Raw genomic sequence first — 19,560 nt, forward strand, 5'->3', positions numbered from 1 at the left:
TGCGAGTTTACCAGCGAAATCCTGGGGCTGCTTTGCAGCCCCAGCGATCTCAGAGTTCCGCCGCCAACCTCGAACCTTGGTTGATCGCCCGTTTGGCATCCAGCTCGGCCGCCACATCAGCCCCGCCAATCAGGTGCACCGACTGCCCCGCCGCCACCAGGCCGTCCTGCAATTCGCGTAGCGGATCCTGGCCAGCGCAGATCACCACGTTATCCACCGGCAGCACCTGCGGCTCGCCGTCGGCCACACGAATGTGCAAACCGGCATCGTCGATACCCAGGTACTCGACACTGTTAAGCATCTGTACCCGCTTGTTCTTCAACCCGGTGCGGTGAATCCAGCCCGTCGTCTTGCCCAGGCCATCACCCACCTTGGACTTCTTGCGCTGCAACAGGTACACCTGCCGCGCCGGCGCATGAGGCTCGGCCTTGATCCCGGCCACACCGCCACGCGCCTCAAGACGGGTATCGATGCCCCACTCCTGCCAGAACGCCTCACGGTCCTGGCTGGTGGCCACGCCTTGGTGCACGAGGTATTCGGAGACATCGAAGCCGATACCACCCGCACCAATGACCGCGACCGCCTTGCCTACCGGCTTGCGTTCAAGCAGCACGTCCAGGTAGCTGAGCACCTTGGCATGCTCAACACCGGGAATGGCCGGGGTACGCGGTGCGATGCCAGTGGCCAGGATGATTTCGTCGTAGCCGCCGCTCACCAGCGCCTGCACGTCGACACGGGTATTCAGGCGCAGGTCCACGCCCGTGCTCTTCACCTTGTTGCGAAAGTAGCGCAGGGTTTCAAAGAATTCTTCCTTGCCCGGCACCCGCTTGGCCACGTTGAACTGCCCCCCGATTTCGCTTGCGCCGTCAAACAGGGTCACCGCGTGGCCCCGCTCGGCCGCCACGGTGGCCGCAGCCAGGCCAGCCGGGCCGGCGCCGACCACGGCAATGCGCTTCACTGCCCGCACGGGCAGGTAGTTGAGCTCGGTTTCGTGGCAGGCACGCGGGTTGACCAGACAACTGGTCAGCTTGCCGCCGAAGGTGTGGTCCAGGCAGGCCTGATTACAGCCGATGCAGGTGTTGATCTCATCGGCACGGCCAGCCGCTGCCTTGTTGACGAATTCCGGGTCGGCCAGGAACGGCCTGGCCATTGAAACCATATCCGCATCACCTTCGGCCAATACAGCTTCGGCCACTTCCGGCGTATTGATACGGTTGGTGGTGATCAGCGGAATATTCACCACGCCACGCAGCTTGGCCGTGACCTTGCTGAATGCCGCACGCGGCACCTTGGTGGCGATAGTGGGGATACGCGCTTCGTGCCAGCCGATGCCGGTGTTGATCAAGGTCGCGCCGGCCTGCTCGATGGCTTTGGCCAACAGCTCGATCTCGTCCCAGGTGCTGCCACCCTCAACAAGGTCGAGCATCGACAGGCGGAAGATGATGATGAAATTCGGCCCTACCGCGCCGCGTACCCGGCTGACGATTTCCACCGCCAGGCGCATGCGGTTTTCATAGCTGCCGCCCCAGCGATCGGTGCGGTGATTGGTGTGGGCGGCGAGGAACTGGTTGATGAAGTAGCCTTCCGACCCCATGATCTCGACGCCGTCGTAACCCGCGCGCTGGGCCAGTGCCGCGCAATTGACGAAGTCGGCAATCTGTTTCTCGATGCCCTCCTCGTCCAGCGCCTTGGGCGTGAACGGATTGATCGGCGCCTGGATCGCGCTAGGTGCCACCTGCCGAGGGCTGTAAGCGTAACGCCCGGCATGCAGGATCTGCAGGCACACCTTGCCACCCGCCGCGTGCACGGCTTCGGTGACGATGCGGTGCTTGTCGGCCTCTTCTTCGGTACTGAGCTTGGCCGCGCCGGAATACACCCCGCCTTCATCGTTGGGCGCAATGCCCCCGGTGACCATCAGGCCGACGCCCCCACGGGCGCGCTCGGCAAAGTACGCAGCCATGCGCTCGAAACCACCAGGGCGCTCTTCGAGGCCGGTGTGCATCGAGCCCATCAGGGTGCGGTTGCGCAAGGTAGTAAAGCCCAGGTCCAGCGGGGCGAGCAGGTGCGGGTAGCGGTCGGCAGCCATGGAAAAGTCCCCTGGTGGCGTGATCACGGTATGCGGGCACCTCACTGGTCGGCGGGGCCCGTCGTTTGTCTGTCAGCGAGATTAAACAGCCGTTTGAATGGGCTCAATGATCGAAAATGACAAGTTATTGATCCTGACGTACAGCCGGACTACCCTAGGGAACCCTCGGTTCTCAAGGCCTCGTCCTGTTCCATGCGAAAACTCCTGGCAAGCGCGCTGGCGCTGGTGATGATCGCCTCCCTGTGCGGCTACGGCTTCTGGACCCAGCAGCGCCCAGAAGGCCACTACCTGTCCGACCTGCGCATCGAGCTGGCCCTCAACCATGGCGTGCCGGGCGAGCACGGTAATCTGCTGGGCGTCGAGCCGCTGCTGTACCCGGGCGACTACCAGAACCTGCAACGCCTGCACCGCAAGCTCGCGGCTTATCTGGAGCAAGCCCGCGCGCAAGGGCTGGTGAGCCCGCGCACGGTGGTGGTGCTGCCGGAGCACATCGGCACCTGGCTGTGGGCGCGTGGGGAAAAGAATGAGCTTTATCAAGTCACGCACAGCCGCGAGGCCTTGCAGTGGCTGGAGCTGAGCAACCCGCTGCGCTACGGCCTGGCAATACTCGGCGCAGACGGCGACGACTGGCGCGCTGACGCGCATTTGCGCATGAAGGCCGAGCAAATGGCCGCAGACTATCAGCAGTTGTTCGGCGGGTTGGCCAGGGAGTTCGGCGTCACCCTGGTGGCCGGCTCCATCGTGCTGCCCGCACCCTATGTCAAACAAGGCGTGCTGCATGCCGGCAGTGGCCCGCTGTTCAACAGCAGCCTGGTGTTTGCCGCAGATGGCTCGCTGCTGGGCCAGCCACAGCGCCAACAGTTCCCCGACAGTGAAATCCGCCGCTACGTCCATGATGGCCGCCAGCAACCGCTGCAAGTGGTGCAAACCCCGGCCGGCCGCTTGGGTGTCCTGGTGGGCAGTGACAGCTGGTATCCGCAAAACCATGAGCAACTGGCACAACAAGCGGTACAGCTGATCGCCAACCCGGTGTTCCTCAGCGGCAAGGGTAGCTGGGAAGCGTCATGGCGCGGCAATCGCCACCAGGACGCCAGCGCAGGGCTGGCCCTGCAACGGGGCGAGGTCAGCGAACAGACTGCCTGGCAACGCCTGACCGAGGCAGCCGGGGCCAGCGTCAGCAGCATGAGCGTGTTCATGCGCGGGCAGTTCTGGGAGCAGGCCAGCGACGGCCAGGGCTTTGCCCGACAGTCGGGTGAGTTGCTGACGGGCCCCCCCAGCCCTGGCGCCCGCCTGCTGAATCTGTGGCTGTAGGCTCATGACCCGCCCCCGCGTACGCCTGGGCGACCTTTCGGTAGGCTTTGTCCAGCCGCTGACAGAGGCCCTGCGCGAACTGGGGCACGACCCCGAGCCCCTGCTGCGCCGTTATGGTCTGGGTGCGCCCCGCCTTGCCGAGGCCGGCGCGCGCTTGTCGATCCCCCGTTACATGCACCTGGGCCACGCAGCCATCGAGCTGAGCGGCGAGGCCGCACTGGGCCTGCACATGGGCCGCCTGAGCCGCCTTGCGCATGCCGGCCTGGCCGGGGTCACCGCCGCCCAGGCACCGACACTGGGCGACGCGGCGCGCACCCTGCTGCGCTTCGAGCCACTGTATGCGGCCAACTACCGTGGCCACTCCAGCTTTGAGGAAGACGCCCAAGGCGCCTGGTTGCGTTTCTACTCCATCAGCCCTTACAACGCCTACAACCGCTTCGTGGTCGACTCACTGCTTGCCGGCTGGCTGGCGCAACTTGCCGACCTGGCCGGCACACAGGTGCAGGCCGAGCGCCTGGACATCGAGTTTGCCGCCCCTGCCTACGCCAAGTGTTATCAGGCGCTGTGCAACACACCTGTACAATTCGCGGCCGAGGGCAACCAGCTGCGGCTAAGCCGCGCAACCCTGCAACTGGCCAACCCAAGGCATTGCCCGAGCACCTGGCAGCACCTGCTGCAACTGTGTGAGGCAGAGCTGCTGCAACGCACACGGGTGCGCAGCCTGGGTGAACGCATTACCCACTTGCTGGGCCCGCTGCTCAATGGCGGCCGTGAACCGGACCTGGAAGAAGTGGCGCTGCACTTACAGCTACCGACCTGGACGTTGCGCCGCAAACTCGCCGAAGAAGGCACGCGCTTTCGCGACCTGCTCAACGAAACGCGGCGCGACCTGGCCGAGACCTATATCCGTGACACGGAGCTGGCCTTCGGCGAGATTGCCTATCTGTTGGGGTTTGCTTCGGCCGAGGCCTTCCAGCGCGCATTCAAGCGCTGGACGGGCCTAACGCCGGGGGAGTTCCGCCGCAACCAGCGGCGGGCGGGCTAAAGCTCGGTAGCGTCTTCAGCCGGTTCCGGGGTGTCCAGTTCGTAAGCCTGGGTTTCGAGTAGTTCTTCCTGGTATTCATCCATCGCCCTGCGTCCTCTTTACTCATATTGTCTTCGTAGGTATCGCCTTCAGCCTAAGCAGGTGGGATGAAGGGATGATGACAAGCTTATGAGTGGTAAACGTAGCAGGGGTTCAGGAAGTTATCGCGGGTGTCTGTAACAGGCAAACAGTCAAAGGGAGGGTGACGCGGCCTCGGCAGGCTGGGATTGCTGCTGCACCTGAATAGGCGCAGCTTCGGCCGGCGGCGCCACCGGCTGCGAGCCCTGGCTGTCATCCACCACCGGTGCCGCTGCCGCTTCACTGGCCGGGGCAACGGCCGGCGCAGGTGCATCTTGCGCCTCCGGTGCCGCTTCCGGAGCCGGCGCAGGCGCCACCGGGTTCGCCGCTGCCTGCTCAGGTAACCCCAGTTCTACCGCTGGCTTCGGAACCTTGGGCGCCTCGACCTTGGCTTCTTCAACCTTCTTAGGCTTGGGCTTGGGCAGGTAGCTCTCTACCAAGGCGAAATAACGGTCATAGAACTGCGCTGCCGTCACCGTTTCGCTGGCCACCTTGACCATCGAGTCGTCGCTGGAGCCGATCGGCATCGATACCGAACCCAGTACCCCCACGCCCAGGCTGGCGGAGGTGTTGGATTTTTTCAGCGCGTAACGGTCCTGCAGGGCGTTGGCGAACATGGTCGAGCGCTGTTCGTCGCTCACATCCGGCGCACAGGTCACGTTGAAGCTGATCTGCAGGTGATTCTCGCTGTTCTGCTGGAAGCTCTTGTTGCCCACCACCTGGTTGGCACCGCTGTTGGTAATGATGTAGCCCTGGCTGAGCAAGGCACGCCGGGCGGCCTCGCAAGTGCCGGCATCGCTCACCGGAAAGCTGCGCGAGAAGGTACCCGAGTCATCGAAGTTCTCGTGCTCGTACACGGCAGTCTTTTTCGAGGAACAACCGGCCACCCCCGCCAGCACCAGGGCCAGCCCGAGCGCACCAAAGACGGAAGATCTGGTCATTGCGAATTCCGGGTAAGTCGAGAAGGTGCCTATTGTGCAACACAGCAGGCAGGCACAGGAACCACTGGTCGGTGAAGAGTCTGTCAGGTTGGTGTAAAAATGGGTAAAGACAGGTTTTCAGCCGCAGAAACAAAAAAAGCGACCCTAAGGTCGCTCTTTTTGTGCTTCAAGGCGTTCAAAGGGGCCTTGAGGCAAAGATGGCGCAGCGGACGGGACTCGAACCCGCGACCCCCGGCGTGACAGGCCGGTATTCTAACCGACTGAACTACCGCTGCGTATCATTCAGGCTTTCACCCGATTGAAACCTGGGTCTACCCTTCCGGCGCCAAGGCCTCAGGGCAGGCACAAAAAAAGCGATAACATGATCGCTTCTCTTGTGTTTGCTTCAAGGTGTTCTAGGGACCTTGAAGCGAAGATGGCGCAGCGGACGGGACTCGAACCCGCGACCCCCGGCGTGACAGGCCGGTATTCTAACCGACTGAACTACCGCTGCGTATCGTTCAGGCTTGCACCTGATTGAAACTAGGATCAGCCAAAGACAATTTGCCTTGTGGCTTCAGACCGGTGCAAAGCACCCATCTGTTACTGAAAAATGGCGCAGCGGACGGGACTCGAACCCGCGACCCCCGGCGTGACAGGCCGGTATTCTAACCGACTGAACTACCGCTGCGCAGTGCGTTCCTCTCTGGCCATGGGCTTCTTGCGAAACCTTGCACCAGGAACTTCTCAGGAAGTGGTGGGTGATGACGGGATCGAACCGCCGACCCTCTGCTTGTAAGGCAGATGCTCTCCCGGCTGAGCTAATCACCCTCGCGATGTTGCTTGTTGCGTTTGCTTCGCTGAGGCCGCGAAATTTACGCAGATGGCGAAGCTAAGTCAATAGCCCCATTGAATTTTTTTCAAAAAGGGCAAAATAGTGCGCTTGCCTGTACGGGCCCCTTCGCGGGTAAACCCGCTCCCACAGGTACGGCACAGGTCTTTAGCACTGCGCTGTACCTGTGGGAGCGGGTTCACCCGCGAAGAGGCCCGTAAATGATAAGCAGAATGTTCAGGTGTAGATCATCTTGCGGGTCATGCCGCCGTCGACCACAAACTCCTGGCCAGTGACAAACGCCGCCTGGCGCGACAACAGCCAGGCAACCATGGCCGCCACATCTTCCACGGTGCCCACCCTGCCCGTCGGGTGCTGGGCATGATCGGCGTCGGTCAACGGCTCGGCGCGGCGCTGCGACGGGTCACGGGCATCGATCCAGCCCGGGCTTACCGCATTGACACGAATCTCCGGGCCCAGGCTCATGGCCAGGGCATGGGTCAAGGCCACCAGGCCGCCCTTGCTCGCCGCGTAGGCCTCCGTATCGGGCTCGGACTGCCGCGCCCGGGTGGAGGTAAGGTTGACGATCGCCCCGTTGTGCGCACGCAGGTACGGCGCACAATGCTTGGCCAGCAGCATCGGGCCATTGAGGTTGACCGCCAGCACCCGGTTCCATTGCGCCAGGCTCAGGCTTTCCAGCGTCTGGTTGTGCGGATTGGCGATGGCCGCATTGCACACCAGCGCGTCCAGCCGACCAAACTGCCCGAGCACTTCAGACACCCCGGCACTGACCTGGGCCTCGTCGGCAACGTCCATGGTAATGAACCAGGCGTTGTCGCCCAAGGCCTTGGCCACTTTGCTGCCACGCTGCCGGTCGAGGTCGCTCAGCACCACCTGCCAGCCTTCACAGACCAGCCAAGCGGCAATGCCCAAGCCGATGCCGCGCGCGGCACCGGTGACCAAGGCTACCCGGCCATTGTGGCCCGGGGTACTGCCGCGGATTTCGATCACAGTGCGGCCAGCCCGCGTGCAAGGTCGGCCTGCAGGTCGGCCACATCTTCCAGGCCCACGGCAACGCGGATCAGGCTGTCGCGGATACCGGCGGCTTCACGCTCCTGCGCCGACAAGCGGCCGTGGGAGGTGGTGGCCGGGTGAGCGATGGTGGTCTTGCTGTCACCCAGGTTGGTGGTGATGGAAATCACCCGGGTCGCGTCGATAAAGCGCCAGGCGCCCTCTTTGCCGCCCTTGACCTCGAAGCTGACCACCGCACCAAAGCCACTCATCTGGCGCTTGGCCAGCTCGTGCTGCGGATGACTGGGCAGGCCGGCGTAGTGCACCTTCTCCACGCCATCCTGCTGCTCCAGCCATTCGGCCAGGGCCTGGGCGCTTTCGCAGTGCGCACGCATGCGCAGGCGCAAGGTTTCCAGGCCCTTGGTGAAGATCCAGGCATTGAACGGGCTGAGCGTTGGGCCTGCGGTGCGCAGGAAGCCCACCACTTCTTTCATCTGTTCGGCACGGCCGGCAACCACGCCACCCATGCAGCGGCCCTGGCCGTCGATGAACTTGGTGGCCGAGTGGAACACGATGTCGGCACCCAGCTTCAGCGGCTGCTGCAACGCAGGGGTGCTGAAGCAGTTGTCCACCACCAGCATGGCACCGCGGGCATGGGCGATTTCACTGAGCGCGGTGATATCGACCAGCTCGGCCAGCGGGTTGGACGGCGACTCGACGATCAGTAGCTTGGTATTGGCCTTGATGGCCTTTTCCCAGCCACCGAGGTCGACCAGCGGCACGTAGTCCACCTGCACACCAAAGCGCTTGAAGTACTTCTCGAACAGGCTGATGGTCGAGCCGAATACGCTCTGCGATACCAGCACGTGGTCACCGGCACTGCACAGCGACATTACCACGGCCAGGATCGCCGCCATGCCGGTGGAAGTGCCCACGGCCTGCTCGGCGCCTTCCATGGCCGCCAGGCGCCCCTCAAAGGCGCGCACCGACGGGTTTGTGTAACGCGAATAGACGTTGCCCGGTGTTTCACCGGCAAAGCGCGCGGCCGCATCGGCGGCCGTGCGGAACACGTAGCTGGAGGTCAGGAACAGCGCTTCGCTGTGCTCGCCCTCAGGTGTACGGTGTTGACCGGCGCGCACCGCCAGGGTGTCGAAACCGACACCCTCGAGGTCGCTGTCCAGTCGCCCGGCATCCCATTGATCCGTCATGCCGTCGCTCCCTGAATCAGTTGTTGTAGAGGTCGATGATCGCGCTGACGGCCTGGTTCTTGACCTTGGCCAGGTCATTACGGGCCTGCTCGATACGCTCGAGGTAGGCATCGTCGATATCGCCGGTGACGTACTCACCGTTGAACACCGCGCAATCGAAGTGATCGATCTTGATCTTGCCGCCACCGACCGAGTCAATCAGGTCTGGCAAGTCCTGATAGATCAGCCAATCGGCACCAATCAACTCGGCCACTTGTTCGGTGGTACGGTTGTGGGCGATCAGTTCGTGAACACTCGGCATGTCGATGCCGTAGACGTTGGGGTAGCGCACCGCAGGGGCTGCGGAACAGAAGTAGACATTCTTGGCACCGGCTTCACGGGCCATCTGGATGATCTGCTTGCAGGTGGTGCCGCGCACGATCGAGTCGTCCACCAGCATCACGTTCTTGCCGCGGAATTCCAGTTCGATGGCGTTGAGCTTCTGGCGTACCGATTTCTTGCGCGCGGCCTGGCCGGGCATGATGAAGGTACGGCCGATGTAGCGGTTCTTGACGAAGCCTTCGCGGAACTTGACGCCCAGCCGGTTGGCCAGTTCCAGCGCAGCAGTGCGGCTGGTGTCCGGGATCGGGATGACCACGTCGATATCATGCTCTGGGCGCTCGCGCATGATCTTGTCGGCAAGCTTCTCCCCCATGCGCAGACGGGCCTTGTACACCGAAATACCGTCGATGATCGAGTCTGGGCGGGCCAGGTAGACGTGCTCGAAAATGCACGGCTGCAGTTTTGGCGATTCGGCGCACTGCTTGGTGAACAGCTGGCCTTCTTCGGTGATATACACCGCTTCGCCCGGCGCCAGGTCGCGGATCAGGGTAAAGCCGAGCACGTCCAGAGCCACGCTTTCCGAGGCGATCATGTATTCCACGCCTTCGTCGGTGTGACGCTGGCCGAACACTACCGGGCGGATACCGTGGGGATCGCGGAAACCGACGATGCCGTAGCCAGTGACCATCGCCACCACGGCGTAACCGCCGACGCAGCGGCTGTGCACGTGGGAAACAGCGGCGAACACGTCCTCTTCGGTCGGTTGCAGCTTGCCACGCACCGCCAGCTCATGGGCGAACACGTTCAGCAGCACTTCCGAGTCGGAGTTGGTGTTGACGTGGCGCAGGTCGGACTCGTAAATCTCTTTGGCCAACTGCTCGACGTTGGTCAGGTTGCCGTTGTGGGCCAGGGTGATGCCATACGGCGAGTTGACGTAGAACGGCTGGGCCTCGGCCGAGGTCGAGCTGCCTGCCGTCGGATAACGCACGTGGCCAATGCCCATGCTGCCCACCAGGCGCTGCATATGGCGCTGCTGGAAGACGTCGCGCACCAGGCCATTATCCTTGCGCAGGAACAACCGGCCGTCATGGCTGGTCACGATACCGGCAGCGTCCTGGCCGCGGTGCTGGAGGACCGTAAGCGCGTCATACAGCGCCTGATTGACGTTCGACTTACCGACGATACCGACGATGCCACACATGCGACGCAACCCCTACTTTGACGAAACTTGAGTGAATAGCGCTCAGGGCCGGGACGGCCCGAGCAACTGTTCCTTGAACGGAAGATCAGCCGGAGCGCTGATCAACCCACTGGGCGTCCATTGGCCGGTAAAACCCAGGATCAGGTTTTTCGACCAGTCGGCGACCAAGAGAAATTGTGGTATCAGGCGTGATTCCTGCCACCAGGTGTCTTGTTGAACAGGCCCCAGGCTGATCAGGCCTATGGCCACCACTACCAGCAAGGCCCCGCGCGCAGCGCCAAAGGCCATGCCCAGGAAACGATCGGTGCCGGACAGCCCGGTCACACGGATCAGCTCGCCGACAAGGAAGTTGACCATGGCCCCCACTAGCAAGGTGGCGACGAAAAGAATGGCGCAGCCGGCGATGACGCGCATGGATGGCGTCTGGATATAGCTCTCAAGATACACCGAGAGCGAACCGCCGAACATCCACGCAACCGCACCCGCAACGATCCAGATGAGCAACGACAAGGCTTCCTTGACGAAGCCGCGCTTGAGACTGATCAGTGTGGAGACGGCGATGATCGCGATGATCGCCCAATCAACCAAGGTAAATGCCACGGTGCTGCCTGCAGACGTTTGAGGCGGCGCATTTTACCAGAGCGACGGGCTGGGAGTAAGCGGAATGTCGGGTGGATTGGTGTTGGCTTCATCGCCGGCAAGCCACCTTTCATAGAACAAAACATGACCGGGTGATTTGCCAGGCACTCTCTGGAGCTGGCTTGCCGGTGATGGCCGGCAAAGCCGCCCTCGTGCTATCAGCTGCGCTCTGGCTGGAAACGCACCACAAAGCCTTTGAGGCTGTTCTGCCGGTTGATGGCGTCGCGTGTCCGCTCCGCCTCGGCGCGCTCGATCAGCGGCCCGACATACACCCGATTCATTCCGCCCGCCGAGCGGATATAGGCGTTGTAGCCCTGGCTGCGCAGGGTTTGCTGGAGCTTTTCGGCACCGGCACGATTGGACAGGCTGGCCAACTGGATGGACCAACTGACAGGCAAGCCATTGACGTCGATTTTTGAAGGGGCAGCCGGCTTTGCCACTGGTGCGGCAGGTGCCGGGGTGGCCACTGGCTTCGACTCCACTTTAGGCGCAGCAGCCTGTGGCTTGGCCGGCTGGACCTGCGCCTGGGTTTGCGGCGATGGCGTAATGGGCTGACTGGGCGTGGCGGGCGGCGCAGTGGACTCGTCGACCACCACCGCTGGCTGCTCCGGCGCTTGCGCAATCGCCTGCGGCTCGGGCACGGCGACCGGCTCCACCTTCACTTCCGGCAGGCTTGGCATGGCCGGTGCTTGCGGGGCCTCGACGTGCACCTGGCGCATCTCGTCCTCGCGGGTGAACAGCATCGGCAGGAAAATAACCGCCAGCGCCACCAGCACCAGCGCACCCACCATGCGCTGTTTCATCCCTTTATCCAGCACTGCCATCTACTCCACCCTCCTGGGCGTGCCGCTCCAGCCACTCCAGCGCCTGGGCAACACAGAAAAACGAACCGAACAGCAGGACCTGATCATCCGGCGTCGCCTGCGCACATTGCCCTTCAAGGGCGGCGTCGACGCTGGCATAAGACTTCACCGCGGCGCCGAGGTTCGTCAAGGCTGTGGCCAGCTCGGCAGCCGGGCGGCTGCGCGGGGTATCCAGCGGCGCCACGGCCCAGTCGTCGACCAGGCCCTGCAGCGGCGCGACCACGCCTTCCAGGTCCTTGTCGGCGAGCAGCCCGAACACCACCAGGCGACGGCCCTTGGGCGGCCGGGCCGTCAGGCGCCGGGCCAGGTACTCCGCTGCATGAGGGTTATGCCCCACATCCAGCAACAGCTCCACCCGCTTGCCCTGCCAGTTCACCTGGCGACGATCGAGGCGGCCTGTAATGCGGGTAGCCAGCAGCGCCTGGCGCACCTGCGCGGCATCCCACGGCAGCCCCATCAGCAGGTACGCCTGCAGGGCCAGCGTGGCGTTTTCCATGGGCAGGTCGAGCAGTGGCAGGTCACAAAGCGCAACTTGCGCGCCGTCTGCCGCAGTACCGCGCCAGCTCCAGCCGCCCACGGTGCTGGCCAGATCAAAGTCCCGACCACGCAGGAACAGCGGCGCAGCCAGCTCGGCGGCCTTGTCCAGCAACGGTTGTGGCGGATCGAGGTCGCCGCACAGGGCCGGCTTGCCCGGGCGGAAGATCCCGGCTTTCTCGAAGGCTACCTGCTCGCGGGTATTGCCCAGGTAATCGACATGGTCGACGCCGATGCTGGTCACCAGCGCCAGGTCGGCATCCACCACGTTCACGGTGTCCAGGCGGCCACCAAGCCCCACTTCCAGCACTACGGCATCCAGCTGCGACTGGTAGAACAACCAGAACGCGGCCAGCGTGCCCATTTCGAAGTAGGTCAGGGAAATATCGCCCCGCGCCGCCTCGACGGCGGCAAAGGCTTCGCACAGGCGCTCATCGCTGGCCTCTTGGCCATCGATCACTACCCGCTCGTTGTAGCGCAACAGGTGCGGCGAGCTGTAGACGCCGACCTTGAGCCCCTGGGCACGCAGCAGAGAGGCCACGAATGCGCAGGTCGAGCCCTTGCCATTGGTGCCGGTTACCGTCACCACACGTGGCGCCAGCTTGCCCAGCGCCAGCCGGGCAAGCACCTTCTGCGACCGCTCAAGGCCCATGTCAATGGCCGAGGGATGCAACTGCTCGAGGTAGGCGAGCCATTCGCCCAGGGTTCGTTGTTTCATCACGCGACAGCAGCCGCCTCACGCGCTTGCTCCGGGGTTTCCTGGCCGGTCATCTGTGCCAGCAGGCGGGCCAGACGCGGGCGTAGTTCACCACGGGAGATGATCAGGTCGATAGCACCGTGCTCCAGCAGGAACTCGCTGCGCTGGAAGCCTTCTGGCAGCTTCTCGCGTACGGTCTGCTCGATCACGCGTGGGCCGGCGAAGCCAATCAGGGCCTTAGGCTCACCGACGATAACGTCGCCGAGCATCGCCAGGCTGGCAGAAACGCCGCCGTACACCGGGTCGGTCAGCACCGAGATGAACGGGATGCCCTCTTCGCGCAGGCGCGCCAGCACCGCCGAGGTCTTGGCCATCTGCATCAGCGAGATCAGCGCTTCCTGCATGCGCGCACCGCCCGAAGCAGAGAAGCAGACCATTGGGCAACGGTGTTCCAGGGCGTAGTTGGCCGCGCGTACGAAGCGTTCGCCGACAATGGCACCCATGGAGCCGCCCATGAACGAGAACTCAAAAGCGCTGACCACGATCGGCATGCCCATCAGGGTGCCGCTCATGGAGATGAGCGCGTCTTTTTCGCCAGTCTGCTTCTGGGCGCCGGCCAGGCGATCCTTGTACTTCTTGCCGTCACGGAACTTCAGGCGGTCGACCGGCTCCAGGTCGGCCCCCAGTTCGGCACGGCCTTCGGCATCCAGGAAGATATCGATGCGCGCACGTGCGCCGATGCGCATGTGGTGGTTGCACTTGGGGCAGACATCCAGGGTTTTTTCCAGCTCCGGACGATACAGCACGGCCTCACAGGCTGGGCACTTGTGCCACAGGCCCTCAGGCACCGAGCTCTTCTTCACCTCGGAACGCATGATCGAAGGGATCAGTTTGTCGACTAACCAGTTGCTCATGCTTTATTTCTCCAGTATCGGCAGGCGGGGGGCGGTGTCACCGCCCTGCCCTGCCCTTGAGCTCAAAATCTTTTATGAAACAATGGTAGACCGGCCACCGGGGCTGCCAGCGTGCCACTCCACCGCTAATGTGTTGTTCCGCCGCCAGCGGCGGCTGCCCCGCAGGGCTGCGAAAGCTATGGACGATGGCGCGCAGCCAGCCGTCACATCTGCCATCACGCCTGTTTCACCGCCTGCATGAAGGCCTCGATTTTCGCCGCGTCCTTGATGCCCTTGGCCTGTTCGACGCCACCACTGACATCCACCGCGTAAGGCCGTACCTGGGCAATGGCCTGGCCAACGTTGTCGGCCGACAGCCCGCCCGCCAAGATGATGGGCTTGCTCAGATGTGCCGGCACCAGTGACCAGTCGAACGCTTCACCGGTTCCCCCGGGTACGCCTGCCACGTAGGTGTCCAGCAGTATGCCGCGAGCCCCCGCATAAAGCTGGCAGGCCGCCTCCAGGTCGTCGCCCGGGCGCACCCGCAGGGCCTTGATCCAGGGGCGGTGATAGCCTTCGCAGTCTTGCGGGGTCTCGTCGCCGTGGAACTGTAGCAGGTCCAGCGCAACCACTTCGAGGATCTCGTTCAGCTCGCAACGCGAGGCGTTGACGAACAGACCGACCGTGGTCACGAACGGCGGCAACTCGGCAATGATCGCCCGCGCCTGGCGCACGTCCACGGCCCGCGGGCTCTTGGCATAGAAGACAAAACCGATGGCATCGGCACCCGCCTCGGCAGCAGCCAGCGCGTCTTCGATACGGGTAATCCCGCAGATCTTGCTGCGAACATTGCTCATGGACAGCGAACCCTGATTGTTACGGTGAAAGGCCGGATGTTAGCAAATGGCTATTCGCCCGTCAGTCGGCCAACGCCTCGTAGCCCGTCAAAAAGTGTGGGCCGATGTAACGCTGGGGCAGCGCATACGCCTCGGGGTACTCCACCTGGACCAGGTAAAGCCCGTACGGATGGGCCGTGACCCCGCCTTCACGGCGGTTGCGCCCTTCCAGCACTTCACGCGCCCAGGTGACCGGGCGCTCGCCGGCGCCAATGGCCGTCAGCACACCGACAATATTACGCACCATGTGGTGCAGGAAAGCCGTGGCGCGCACGTCCAGCACGATCATCTGGCCATGGCGGGTAACGCGCAGGTGGTAGATATGCTTGATCGGCGACTTGGCCTGGCACTGGCTGGCGCGGAAGGCGCTGAAGTCGTGGGTGCCAAGCAGGAACTGCGCGGCTTCGGCCATGCGTTCGACATCCAGCGGGCGGTGGTTCCAGGTCACTTCCTCGGCCAGGTGCGCCGGGCGGATCGGGTCGTTGTAGATGACATAGCGGTAGCGCCGGGCACATGCCTTGAAGCGGGCATGGAAGTCGGCCGGCATCGGCCGCGACCAGACCACGCTGATGTCGTGCGGCAGGTTGAAATTGGTGCCCAGGGTCCAGGCGCGCTCGTCGCGTACGGCACGGGTATCGAAGTGCACGACCTGGCCACAGCCATGCACACCGGCATCGGTTCGCCCGGCACAGATCACCGAAACCGGTTCGTTGGCCACCTTGGACAATGCTTGTTCCAGCGCTTGCTGGACGCTGGGTACTCCGCTGGCCTGGCGCTGCCAGCCGCGGTAGCGGGCGCCCTTGTATTCCACGCCCAGGGCGATACGGGAGTAGCCTTCGGCTGCGGATTCGGCGGTAGCGGTGTCGATGATGTCCAAGCGCATGAAACCTGTGGGGTGTACGAAATGGCGGGGATTATAACGACAACGGCAGCCTTGTAGGGCTGTGGGAGCGGCCTTGTGCCGCGATAGGGCCGCAGAGCGGCCCCGGCGATGCTAGCTGAGTGGCTGAAATCCTGGGGCCGCTATGCGGCCCTATCGCGACACAAGGCCGCTCCCACAGGCGCGAGCATCAGACCAGGCGAGACAGCATGTCCTCGGCTTCCTGGCGCTGGCTGTCGTCGCCGTCCTTGACCACTTCATCAAGGATGTCGCGGGCCCCCTGATTGTCGCCCATGTCGATGTAGGCGCGGGCAAGGTCGAGCTTGGTGGCCACTTCGTCACTGCCGGAGAAGAAGTCGAAGTCCAGGTCGTCCAACGGCTCGGGTTCAGGCTGCGCAATCGCATCGTCGCTGGTGAAGTGTGGCTCCAGCGATGGCGATTCGAGGCTTTGCGACAGCTTGTCCAGTTCGGCGTTGACGTCGTCCAGCTCCGAGGCAAAGCGCTTGGCGGCAGGCGAATCGTCTTCCAGCGACAGCGACAAGTCGAAATCCGACGGCATGTCGAACTCGGAGACCGGGTCAAACTCCGGCACGCTGTCGAAGGCAGCCAGCTCGGCGGCGATGTCCACCGGGGCCTCCTCCACGGCTTGCGGGGCGGCCGGGGCAACCGGCTCAGTGACATCGAGGTCGAAATCGGACAGGTCCGCAGCAGGCTGTGGCTCTGCCTGGGCCAGCATGGCCTCGAAATCGGCGTCGGCGTCGGCTTGCAGTTCGGCATCCACGGCAAACGGCTGCTCTTCTGGCTGAATCGCTTCCAGCGCTGGCTCATCCAGCACAGGCTCGGCAATGACCAGCTCGTCGGGTACAGGTTCCTGTGCCGCCGGCTCGTTCAGCAACGGCGCTGCCAGTGGGTCTTCTTCCGGCAGGTCTTCACCCAGACTCAGGTCGAAGGCGCTGTCCAGGTCCTGCTCATCCAGGCCCGGTGCATCGAGGGTCGGCACTTCTTCGAAGGCATCCAGTTCGGCTTCAGGCTCTGCTTGCGCCACAACCTCTGGCTCAGCCTCTACCTGTTGCTCGAACTCAGGCACCTCGCCAGGCACGACATCGGCAACCACCGGCGCCTCAGGCTCGTCGTGCAGCAGCTCCTGCACATACTGCTGATCCATCTCGGCAGCCAGCGCCGCCGCACCCAGGCCGGCGGCGGCCAGGCCGAGCATGGCCGGGTAACGTTCTTTCAGCCCGGCAACCTGGGCAGTGTTGTGCTCGCTGGCCGGCAGCTTGCGCTCCTGTTCGGCGAACGCGCTCTGATCACCCTGGCGGGCGTACACATCCATCAGTTTCAAGCGCAGGTCGTCACGCTCCGGCGCGGCGTCCACAGCGGGCTCCAGCAGTTCGGTGGCGCGATTCAGGCGGCCCTCGGCCAGGCATTGATCCACTTCGGCCAACAGCGCGGCGTGAGGGTCTGCGTACGGCTCAGGCTCGAGTGCTGGCTCGGCGGCTGGCGCTGCCACTTTTTCCGCAGCAACGGCAGCGGCAGCCGAGGCTGCGACCACGGCTGGCGACAGCGTCACGCTCGGCTCCGCGACCTCAACGCCGTCAAGGCTCTCGGTATCGTTGTCGAAACCTGTGCCTTGCTCTTCTTCCAGCGCCCGCGCCATGCGCAGGTGCTTTTCTGCTTCTTGCTGGGCCTTGCGCTTGCGCGCCAGCAGCCACAGCAACAAGGCCAGCACCAGAATGCTGGAGCCGGCAATCAGCCAAAGCAGCCACGGGTTGCCCAGGATCTGGTCAAGTGCGCTGCCCGACTGGCTAGCTGACGCCGGATTGGCGGCCGGCACCGGCTTGGGCGCGGTATCGACGGCAGCAGGTGCAGGCTTGACCGCTGGCTGAGCGGCGGCTGCCGGCTGGGCAGAAGCAGCAGCTGCCACTGCCGGAGCGGCTGCACCCTGGCCTTCCAGGCGCGCCAGCTGATTGTTCTTCAGCTCGATCAGACGCTGCAGCTTGTCCAGCTGGCTCTGCAGGTCGGCCATGCGGCTTTTGAGTTCGTCGTTGTCACGGCGGCTGGTGTCCAGGCTTTCCTGGGCCACGGCCAGCTTGTCGTTGAGTGCCTTGGCCTGGCCGGCACCGGCCTGGCTGCCCGGTGTGACCAGGCGCAGGTTGTCGCCCTGGGCGATGCGCGCCGGGGCGGCTTCGGCGGCGCCACGGCGGGTAGCGTCCAGCTGGCGGGCACGCGGGCCGAGGCGGCGGCCTTCACGCCAGGCGGCGTACTGCTCGGCCACCTCGCGGTTCGCCTCGCCTTGGGCAATGTTCTGGACCTGCTGCTGGTCGGGCAGGCGCAGTACCTGGCCAACCTTCAGCTGGTTGATGTTGTTGCCGATGAAGGCGTCCGGGTTCAGCGCCTGGATCGCGATCATGGTCTGCTGGATCGAGCCACCCTGGGTGTTGCGCGCAGCAATTTGCCACAGGGTATCGCGGCGCTGGGTGGTGTAGTTGCTGGCACCGGTTGTGGCCGGTGTGACATTGCCCGCCGCCGGCTTGTCGCCTTGCGCCTTGGCCTGGTCGAGCAACACGCTGTAGTCACGCAGCAGGCGGCCTTGCGGCCACATGACCTGGACCAGGAACTTGACCACTGGCCCCGGCAGCGGCTGGCTGGAGGTCACCCGCAGCACGCTCTTGCCGTTGGGGTTGATCACCGGTGTGAAGGTCAGGTCTTCGAGGTAGGTCGGAAACGCCACCCCGGCCTTGCTGAACTCTTCCGGTGGCGCCAGGCTCGGCGCCACTTCGGCGGCTTTGAGGTCGCGTACGTCGAGCAATTCGATCTCGGCGTCCAGCGGCTGATTCTGTGCCGACTTCAGGGTCAGCTCCCCCAGGCCCAGCGCATTCGCCATGCCAGACGACAGCGCGGAGGCTGCAGCCATGGCCAGAACCAGTTTGCGAATTCGAAGCATGACCTCTTCCCTTGTATGAATCGTCCCGAAACCTGCAAGCAGAGCAGGACAAAAGTGCTCGCCAGTATCTTTTACGGCATCTGTTTAATCAACAATTGTGCCACTTGCACGGCATTGAGCGCGGCGCCTTTGCGCACGTTGTCGGTGGTCAGCCAGAGGTTGAGCTGCTGGTCTTCATCAACACCGTGACGTACACGACCAACATAGACCACGTCTTGGCCCACTGCGTCACCGACCGGGGTCGGATAATCATCACGCTCCACCCGCTCGACGCTATCGGCTGCCTCCAGCGCTTGGTTGACCGCCTCCAGGTCGACCGGGCGACGGCTCTGCACAGCCACACTGAAGCTATCGCCGAAAAACACCGGGACTTGAACGCAGCTTACGGAAATCTTCAATTCAGGCATGCCGAGCAGCACCCGCAACTCGCTGACCAGGCGGCGCTCCAGCGCTGTATGGCCCTGTTCATCGGCGGCCCCTACCTGGGCCAGCAGGTTGAATGCCACCTGGCGGTCAAAGAAGCGAGGCTCCAGCGGCCGGGCATTGAGCAGCTCAGCGGTTTGCCGGGCCAGTTCGCTGACCGCTTCACGGCCTTGCGCAGACACCGCCAACGCGGCCATCACTTGCACCCGCTCAATGTCGAGCAGGCCTTTGAGCGGCGCCAGCGCGACGGCCAGGGCTACAGCGGCCGAGCATGGGCTGATGATGCGCGCTGGCAACGACAGGCCGGCCAGGCGGTCGGCGTTGGCTTCCGGCACCAAGGCCAGGGCGTCGTCCAGGCCACCGGACAGGTCGATCACCGTGCAGCCTGCCTGCAGCGCCTTGCCGGCAAAGCTGCGGCTGACGGCGGCGCCGGTGGCGAAGAAGGCCAGCTTGACCTGGGCAAAGTCGAAGCTGTCGACTTCGCGCACTTTCAGCTTCTTGCCAGCGAACATCACGCTGCTGCCCGCCGATTCCATGCTGGCCAGCAGGTGCAGCGTGGCGACCGGGAATGCGAGTTCTTCGAGGATCTGCACCAAGGCTTCACCGACGCTGCCGGTGGCGCCGACGACGGCGATGTCCAAAGGGTGTGTCATGGTAGGGATCCTCTTGCAGAAAACGGCGGGGGCGGCACTTTACTCGGATTGTAGGGTTTTGTCTGTGCTGGCCGTATCTTCGCCGC

General features: G+C 63.8%; 15 protein-coding genes and 4 tRNA genes. 2 read left to right on the forward strand and 17 right to left on the reverse strand.

What is annotated here, in order from left to right; translation table 11 throughout:
- Positions 1-49: 49 nt before the first annotated feature.
- Complete coding sequence (locus CKW35_RS24215) at positions 50-2,086, reverse strand: NADPH-dependent 2,4-dienoyl-CoA reductase (RefSeq protein ID WP_095117040.1); 2,037 nt, start codon at positions 2,084-2,086, stop codon at positions 50-52.
- Positions 2,087-2,278: 192 nt separating this feature from the next.
- On the opposite strand from CKW35_RS24215, the gene CKW35_RS24220 reads away from it, so the two are divergent.
- Complete coding sequence (locus CKW35_RS24220) at positions 2,279-3,397, forward strand: nitrilase-related carbon-nitrogen hydrolase (protein ID WP_016485532.1); 1,119 nt, start codon at positions 2,279-2,281, stop codon at positions 3,395-3,397.
- A 4-nt stretch (positions 3,398-3,401) separates the two neighbouring features.
- Positions 3,402-4,442 (forward strand): AraC family transcriptional regulator, encoded by a 1,041-nt coding sequence (locus tag CKW35_RS24225; RefSeq protein WP_016485531.1) that lies wholly within the window; start codon positions 3,402-3,404, stop codon positions 4,440-4,442.
- A 230-nt stretch (positions 4,443-4,672) separates the two neighbouring features.
- Here CKW35_RS24225 and CKW35_RS24230 read toward each other — a convergent pair whose 3' ends face one another.
- From CKW35_RS24230 to CKW35_RS24305, 16 genes are all read right to left on the reverse strand, one after another.
- Positions 4,673-5,500: a DUF2242 domain-containing protein gene (locus tag CKW35_RS24230; RefSeq protein WP_016485529.1), complete on the reverse strand. Its 828-nt coding sequence runs from the start codon at positions 5,498-5,500 to the stop codon at positions 4,673-4,675.
- Between the two features lie 198 nt (positions 5,501-5,698).
- Positions 5,699-5,775: transfer RNA gene (locus CKW35_RS24235), tRNA-Asp, on the reverse strand.
- Positions 5,776-5,916: 141 nt separating this feature from the next.
- Positions 5,917-5,993, reverse strand: a tRNA-Asp gene (locus CKW35_RS24240).
- A gap of 100 nt (positions 5,994-6,093) precedes the next feature.
- A tRNA-Asp gene (locus CKW35_RS24245) sits at positions 6,094-6,170 on the reverse strand.
- A gap of 64 nt (positions 6,171-6,234) precedes the next feature.
- Positions 6,235-6,310 (reverse strand) — tRNA-Val (locus CKW35_RS24250).
- A gap of 238 nt (positions 6,311-6,548) precedes the next feature.
- The gene (locus CKW35_RS24255; protein WP_016485528.1) at positions 6,549-7,322 is read right to left on the reverse strand and encodes an SDR family oxidoreductase; all 774 of its coding nucleotides are present in this window, start codon (positions 7,320-7,322) and stop codon (positions 6,549-6,551) included.
- Positions 7,319-8,530 (reverse strand): O-succinylhomoserine sulfhydrylase, encoded by a 1,212-nt coding sequence (locus CKW35_RS24260; protein ID WP_016485527.1) that lies wholly within the window; start codon positions 8,528-8,530, stop codon positions 7,319-7,321. The genes CKW35_RS24255 and CKW35_RS24260 overlap by 4 nt, the downstream gene beginning before the upstream one ends.
- 16 nt (positions 8,531-8,546) lie before the next feature.
- On the reverse strand, positions 8,547-10,052 hold the full coding sequence (gene purF / locus CKW35_RS24265) for an amidophosphoribosyltransferase (protein WP_016485526.1): 1,506 nt from the start codon (positions 10,050-10,052) through the stop codon (positions 8,547-8,549).
- A gap of 42 nt (positions 10,053-10,094) precedes the next feature.
- Positions 10,095-10,652, reverse strand: coding sequence for a CvpA family protein (locus CKW35_RS24270; protein ID WP_016485525.1), 558 nt, complete (start codon positions 10,650-10,652; stop codon positions 10,095-10,097).
- Between the two features lie 197 nt (positions 10,653-10,849).
- Positions 10,850-11,515 carry an SPOR domain-containing protein gene (locus CKW35_RS24275; protein WP_016485524.1) on the reverse strand — a complete coding sequence of 222 codons (666 nt, stop codon included), beginning with the start codon at positions 11,513-11,515 and terminating at the stop codon, positions 10,850-10,852.
- Positions 11,499-12,806: a bifunctional tetrahydrofolate synthase/dihydrofolate synthase gene (gene folC, locus CKW35_RS24280; protein WP_016485523.1), complete on the reverse strand. Its 1,308-nt coding sequence runs from the start codon at positions 12,804-12,806 to the stop codon at positions 11,499-11,501. The genes CKW35_RS24275 and folC overlap by 17 nt, the downstream gene beginning before the upstream one ends.
- Positions 12,806-13,699 (reverse strand): acetyl-CoA carboxylase, carboxyltransferase subunit beta, encoded by an 894-nt coding sequence (gene accD, locus CKW35_RS24285; RefSeq protein ID WP_016485522.1) that lies wholly within the window; start codon positions 13,697-13,699, stop codon positions 12,806-12,808. The genes folC and accD overlap by 1 nt, the downstream gene beginning before the upstream one ends.
- A 215-nt stretch (positions 13,700-13,914) precedes the next feature.
- Positions 13,915-14,535, reverse strand: coding sequence for a phosphoribosylanthranilate isomerase (locus CKW35_RS24290; RefSeq protein ID WP_016485521.1), 621 nt, complete (start codon positions 14,533-14,535; stop codon positions 13,915-13,917).
- Positions 14,536-14,596: 61 nt separating this feature from the next.
- Complete coding sequence (gene truA, locus CKW35_RS24295) at positions 14,597-15,457, reverse strand: tRNA pseudouridine(38-40) synthase TruA (RefSeq protein WP_016485520.1); 861 nt, start codon at positions 15,455-15,457, stop codon at positions 14,597-14,599.
- A gap of 187 nt (positions 15,458-15,644) precedes the next feature.
- The gene (locus CKW35_RS24300; RefSeq protein ID WP_016485519.1) at positions 15,645-18,398 is read right to left on the reverse strand and encodes a FimV/HubP family polar landmark protein; all 2,754 of its coding nucleotides are present in this window, start codon (positions 18,396-18,398) and stop codon (positions 15,645-15,647) included.
- A 71-nt stretch (positions 18,399-18,469) separates the two neighbouring features.
- Complete coding sequence (locus CKW35_RS24305; protein ID WP_016485518.1) at positions 18,470-19,474, reverse strand: aspartate-semialdehyde dehydrogenase; 1,005 nt, start codon at positions 19,472-19,474, stop codon at positions 18,470-18,472.
- Positions 19,475-19,560: the final 86 nt, after the last annotated feature.

It is taken from the genome of Pseudomonas sp. Irchel 3F3 (assembly GCF_900187545.1).
Classification (GTDB): domain Bacteria; phylum Pseudomonadota; class Gammaproteobacteria; order Pseudomonadales; family Pseudomonadaceae; genus Aquipseudomonas; species Aquipseudomonas fortuita.

What these genes read in the sequence shown, in the direction of transcription:
- CKW35_RS24275 (WP_016485524.1), bottom strand. Translation starts at nt 11,515, where the DNA reads ATGGCAGTGCTGGATAAAGGGATGAAACAGCGCATGGTGGGTGCGCTG.
- CKW35_RS24220 (WP_016485532.1), top strand. Translation starts at nt 2,279, where the DNA reads ATGCGAAAACTCCTGGCAAGCGCGCTGGCGCTGGTGATGATCGCCTCC.
- folC (WP_016485523.1), bottom strand. Translation starts at nt 12,806, where the DNA reads ATGAAACAACGAACCCTGGGCGAATGGCTCGCCTACCTCGAGCAGTTG.
- CKW35_RS24300 (WP_016485519.1), bottom strand. Translation starts at nt 18,398, where the DNA reads ATGCTTCGAATTCGCAAACTGGTTCTGGCCATGGCTGCAGCCTCCGCG.
- purF (WP_016485526.1), bottom strand. Translation starts at nt 10,052, where the DNA reads ATGTGTGGCATCGTCGGTATCGTCGGTAAGTCGAACGTCAATCAGGCG.
- CKW35_RS24225 (WP_016485531.1), top strand. Translation starts at nt 3,402, where the DNA reads ATGACCCGCCCCCGCGTACGCCTGGGCGACCTTTCGGTAGGCTTTGTC.
- CKW35_RS24290 (WP_016485521.1), bottom strand. Translation starts at nt 14,535, where the DNA reads ATGAGCAATGTTCGCAGCAAGATCTGCGGGATTACCCGTATCGAAGAC.
- CKW35_RS24260 (WP_016485527.1), bottom strand. Translation starts at nt 8,530, where the DNA reads ATGACGGATCAATGGGATGCCGGGCGACTGGACAGCGACCTCGAGGGT.
- CKW35_RS24305 (WP_016485518.1), bottom strand. Translation starts at nt 19,474, where the DNA reads ATGACACACCCTTTGGACATCGCCGTCGTCGGCGCCACCGGCAGCGTC.
- CKW35_RS24230 (WP_016485529.1), bottom strand. Translation starts at nt 5,500, where the DNA reads ATGACCAGATCTTCCGTCTTTGGTGCGCTCGGGCTGGCCCTGGTGCTG.
- truA (WP_016485520.1), bottom strand. Translation starts at nt 15,457, where the DNA reads ATGCGCTTGGACATCATCGACACCGCTACCGCCGAATCCGCAGCCGAA.
- CKW35_RS24215 (WP_095117040.1), bottom strand. Translation starts at nt 2,086, where the DNA reads ATGGCTGCCGACCGCTACCCGCACCTGCTCGCCCCGCTGGACCTGGGC.
- accD (WP_016485522.1), bottom strand. Translation starts at nt 13,699, where the DNA reads ATGAGCAACTGGTTAGTCGACAAACTGATCCCTTCGATCATGCGTTCC.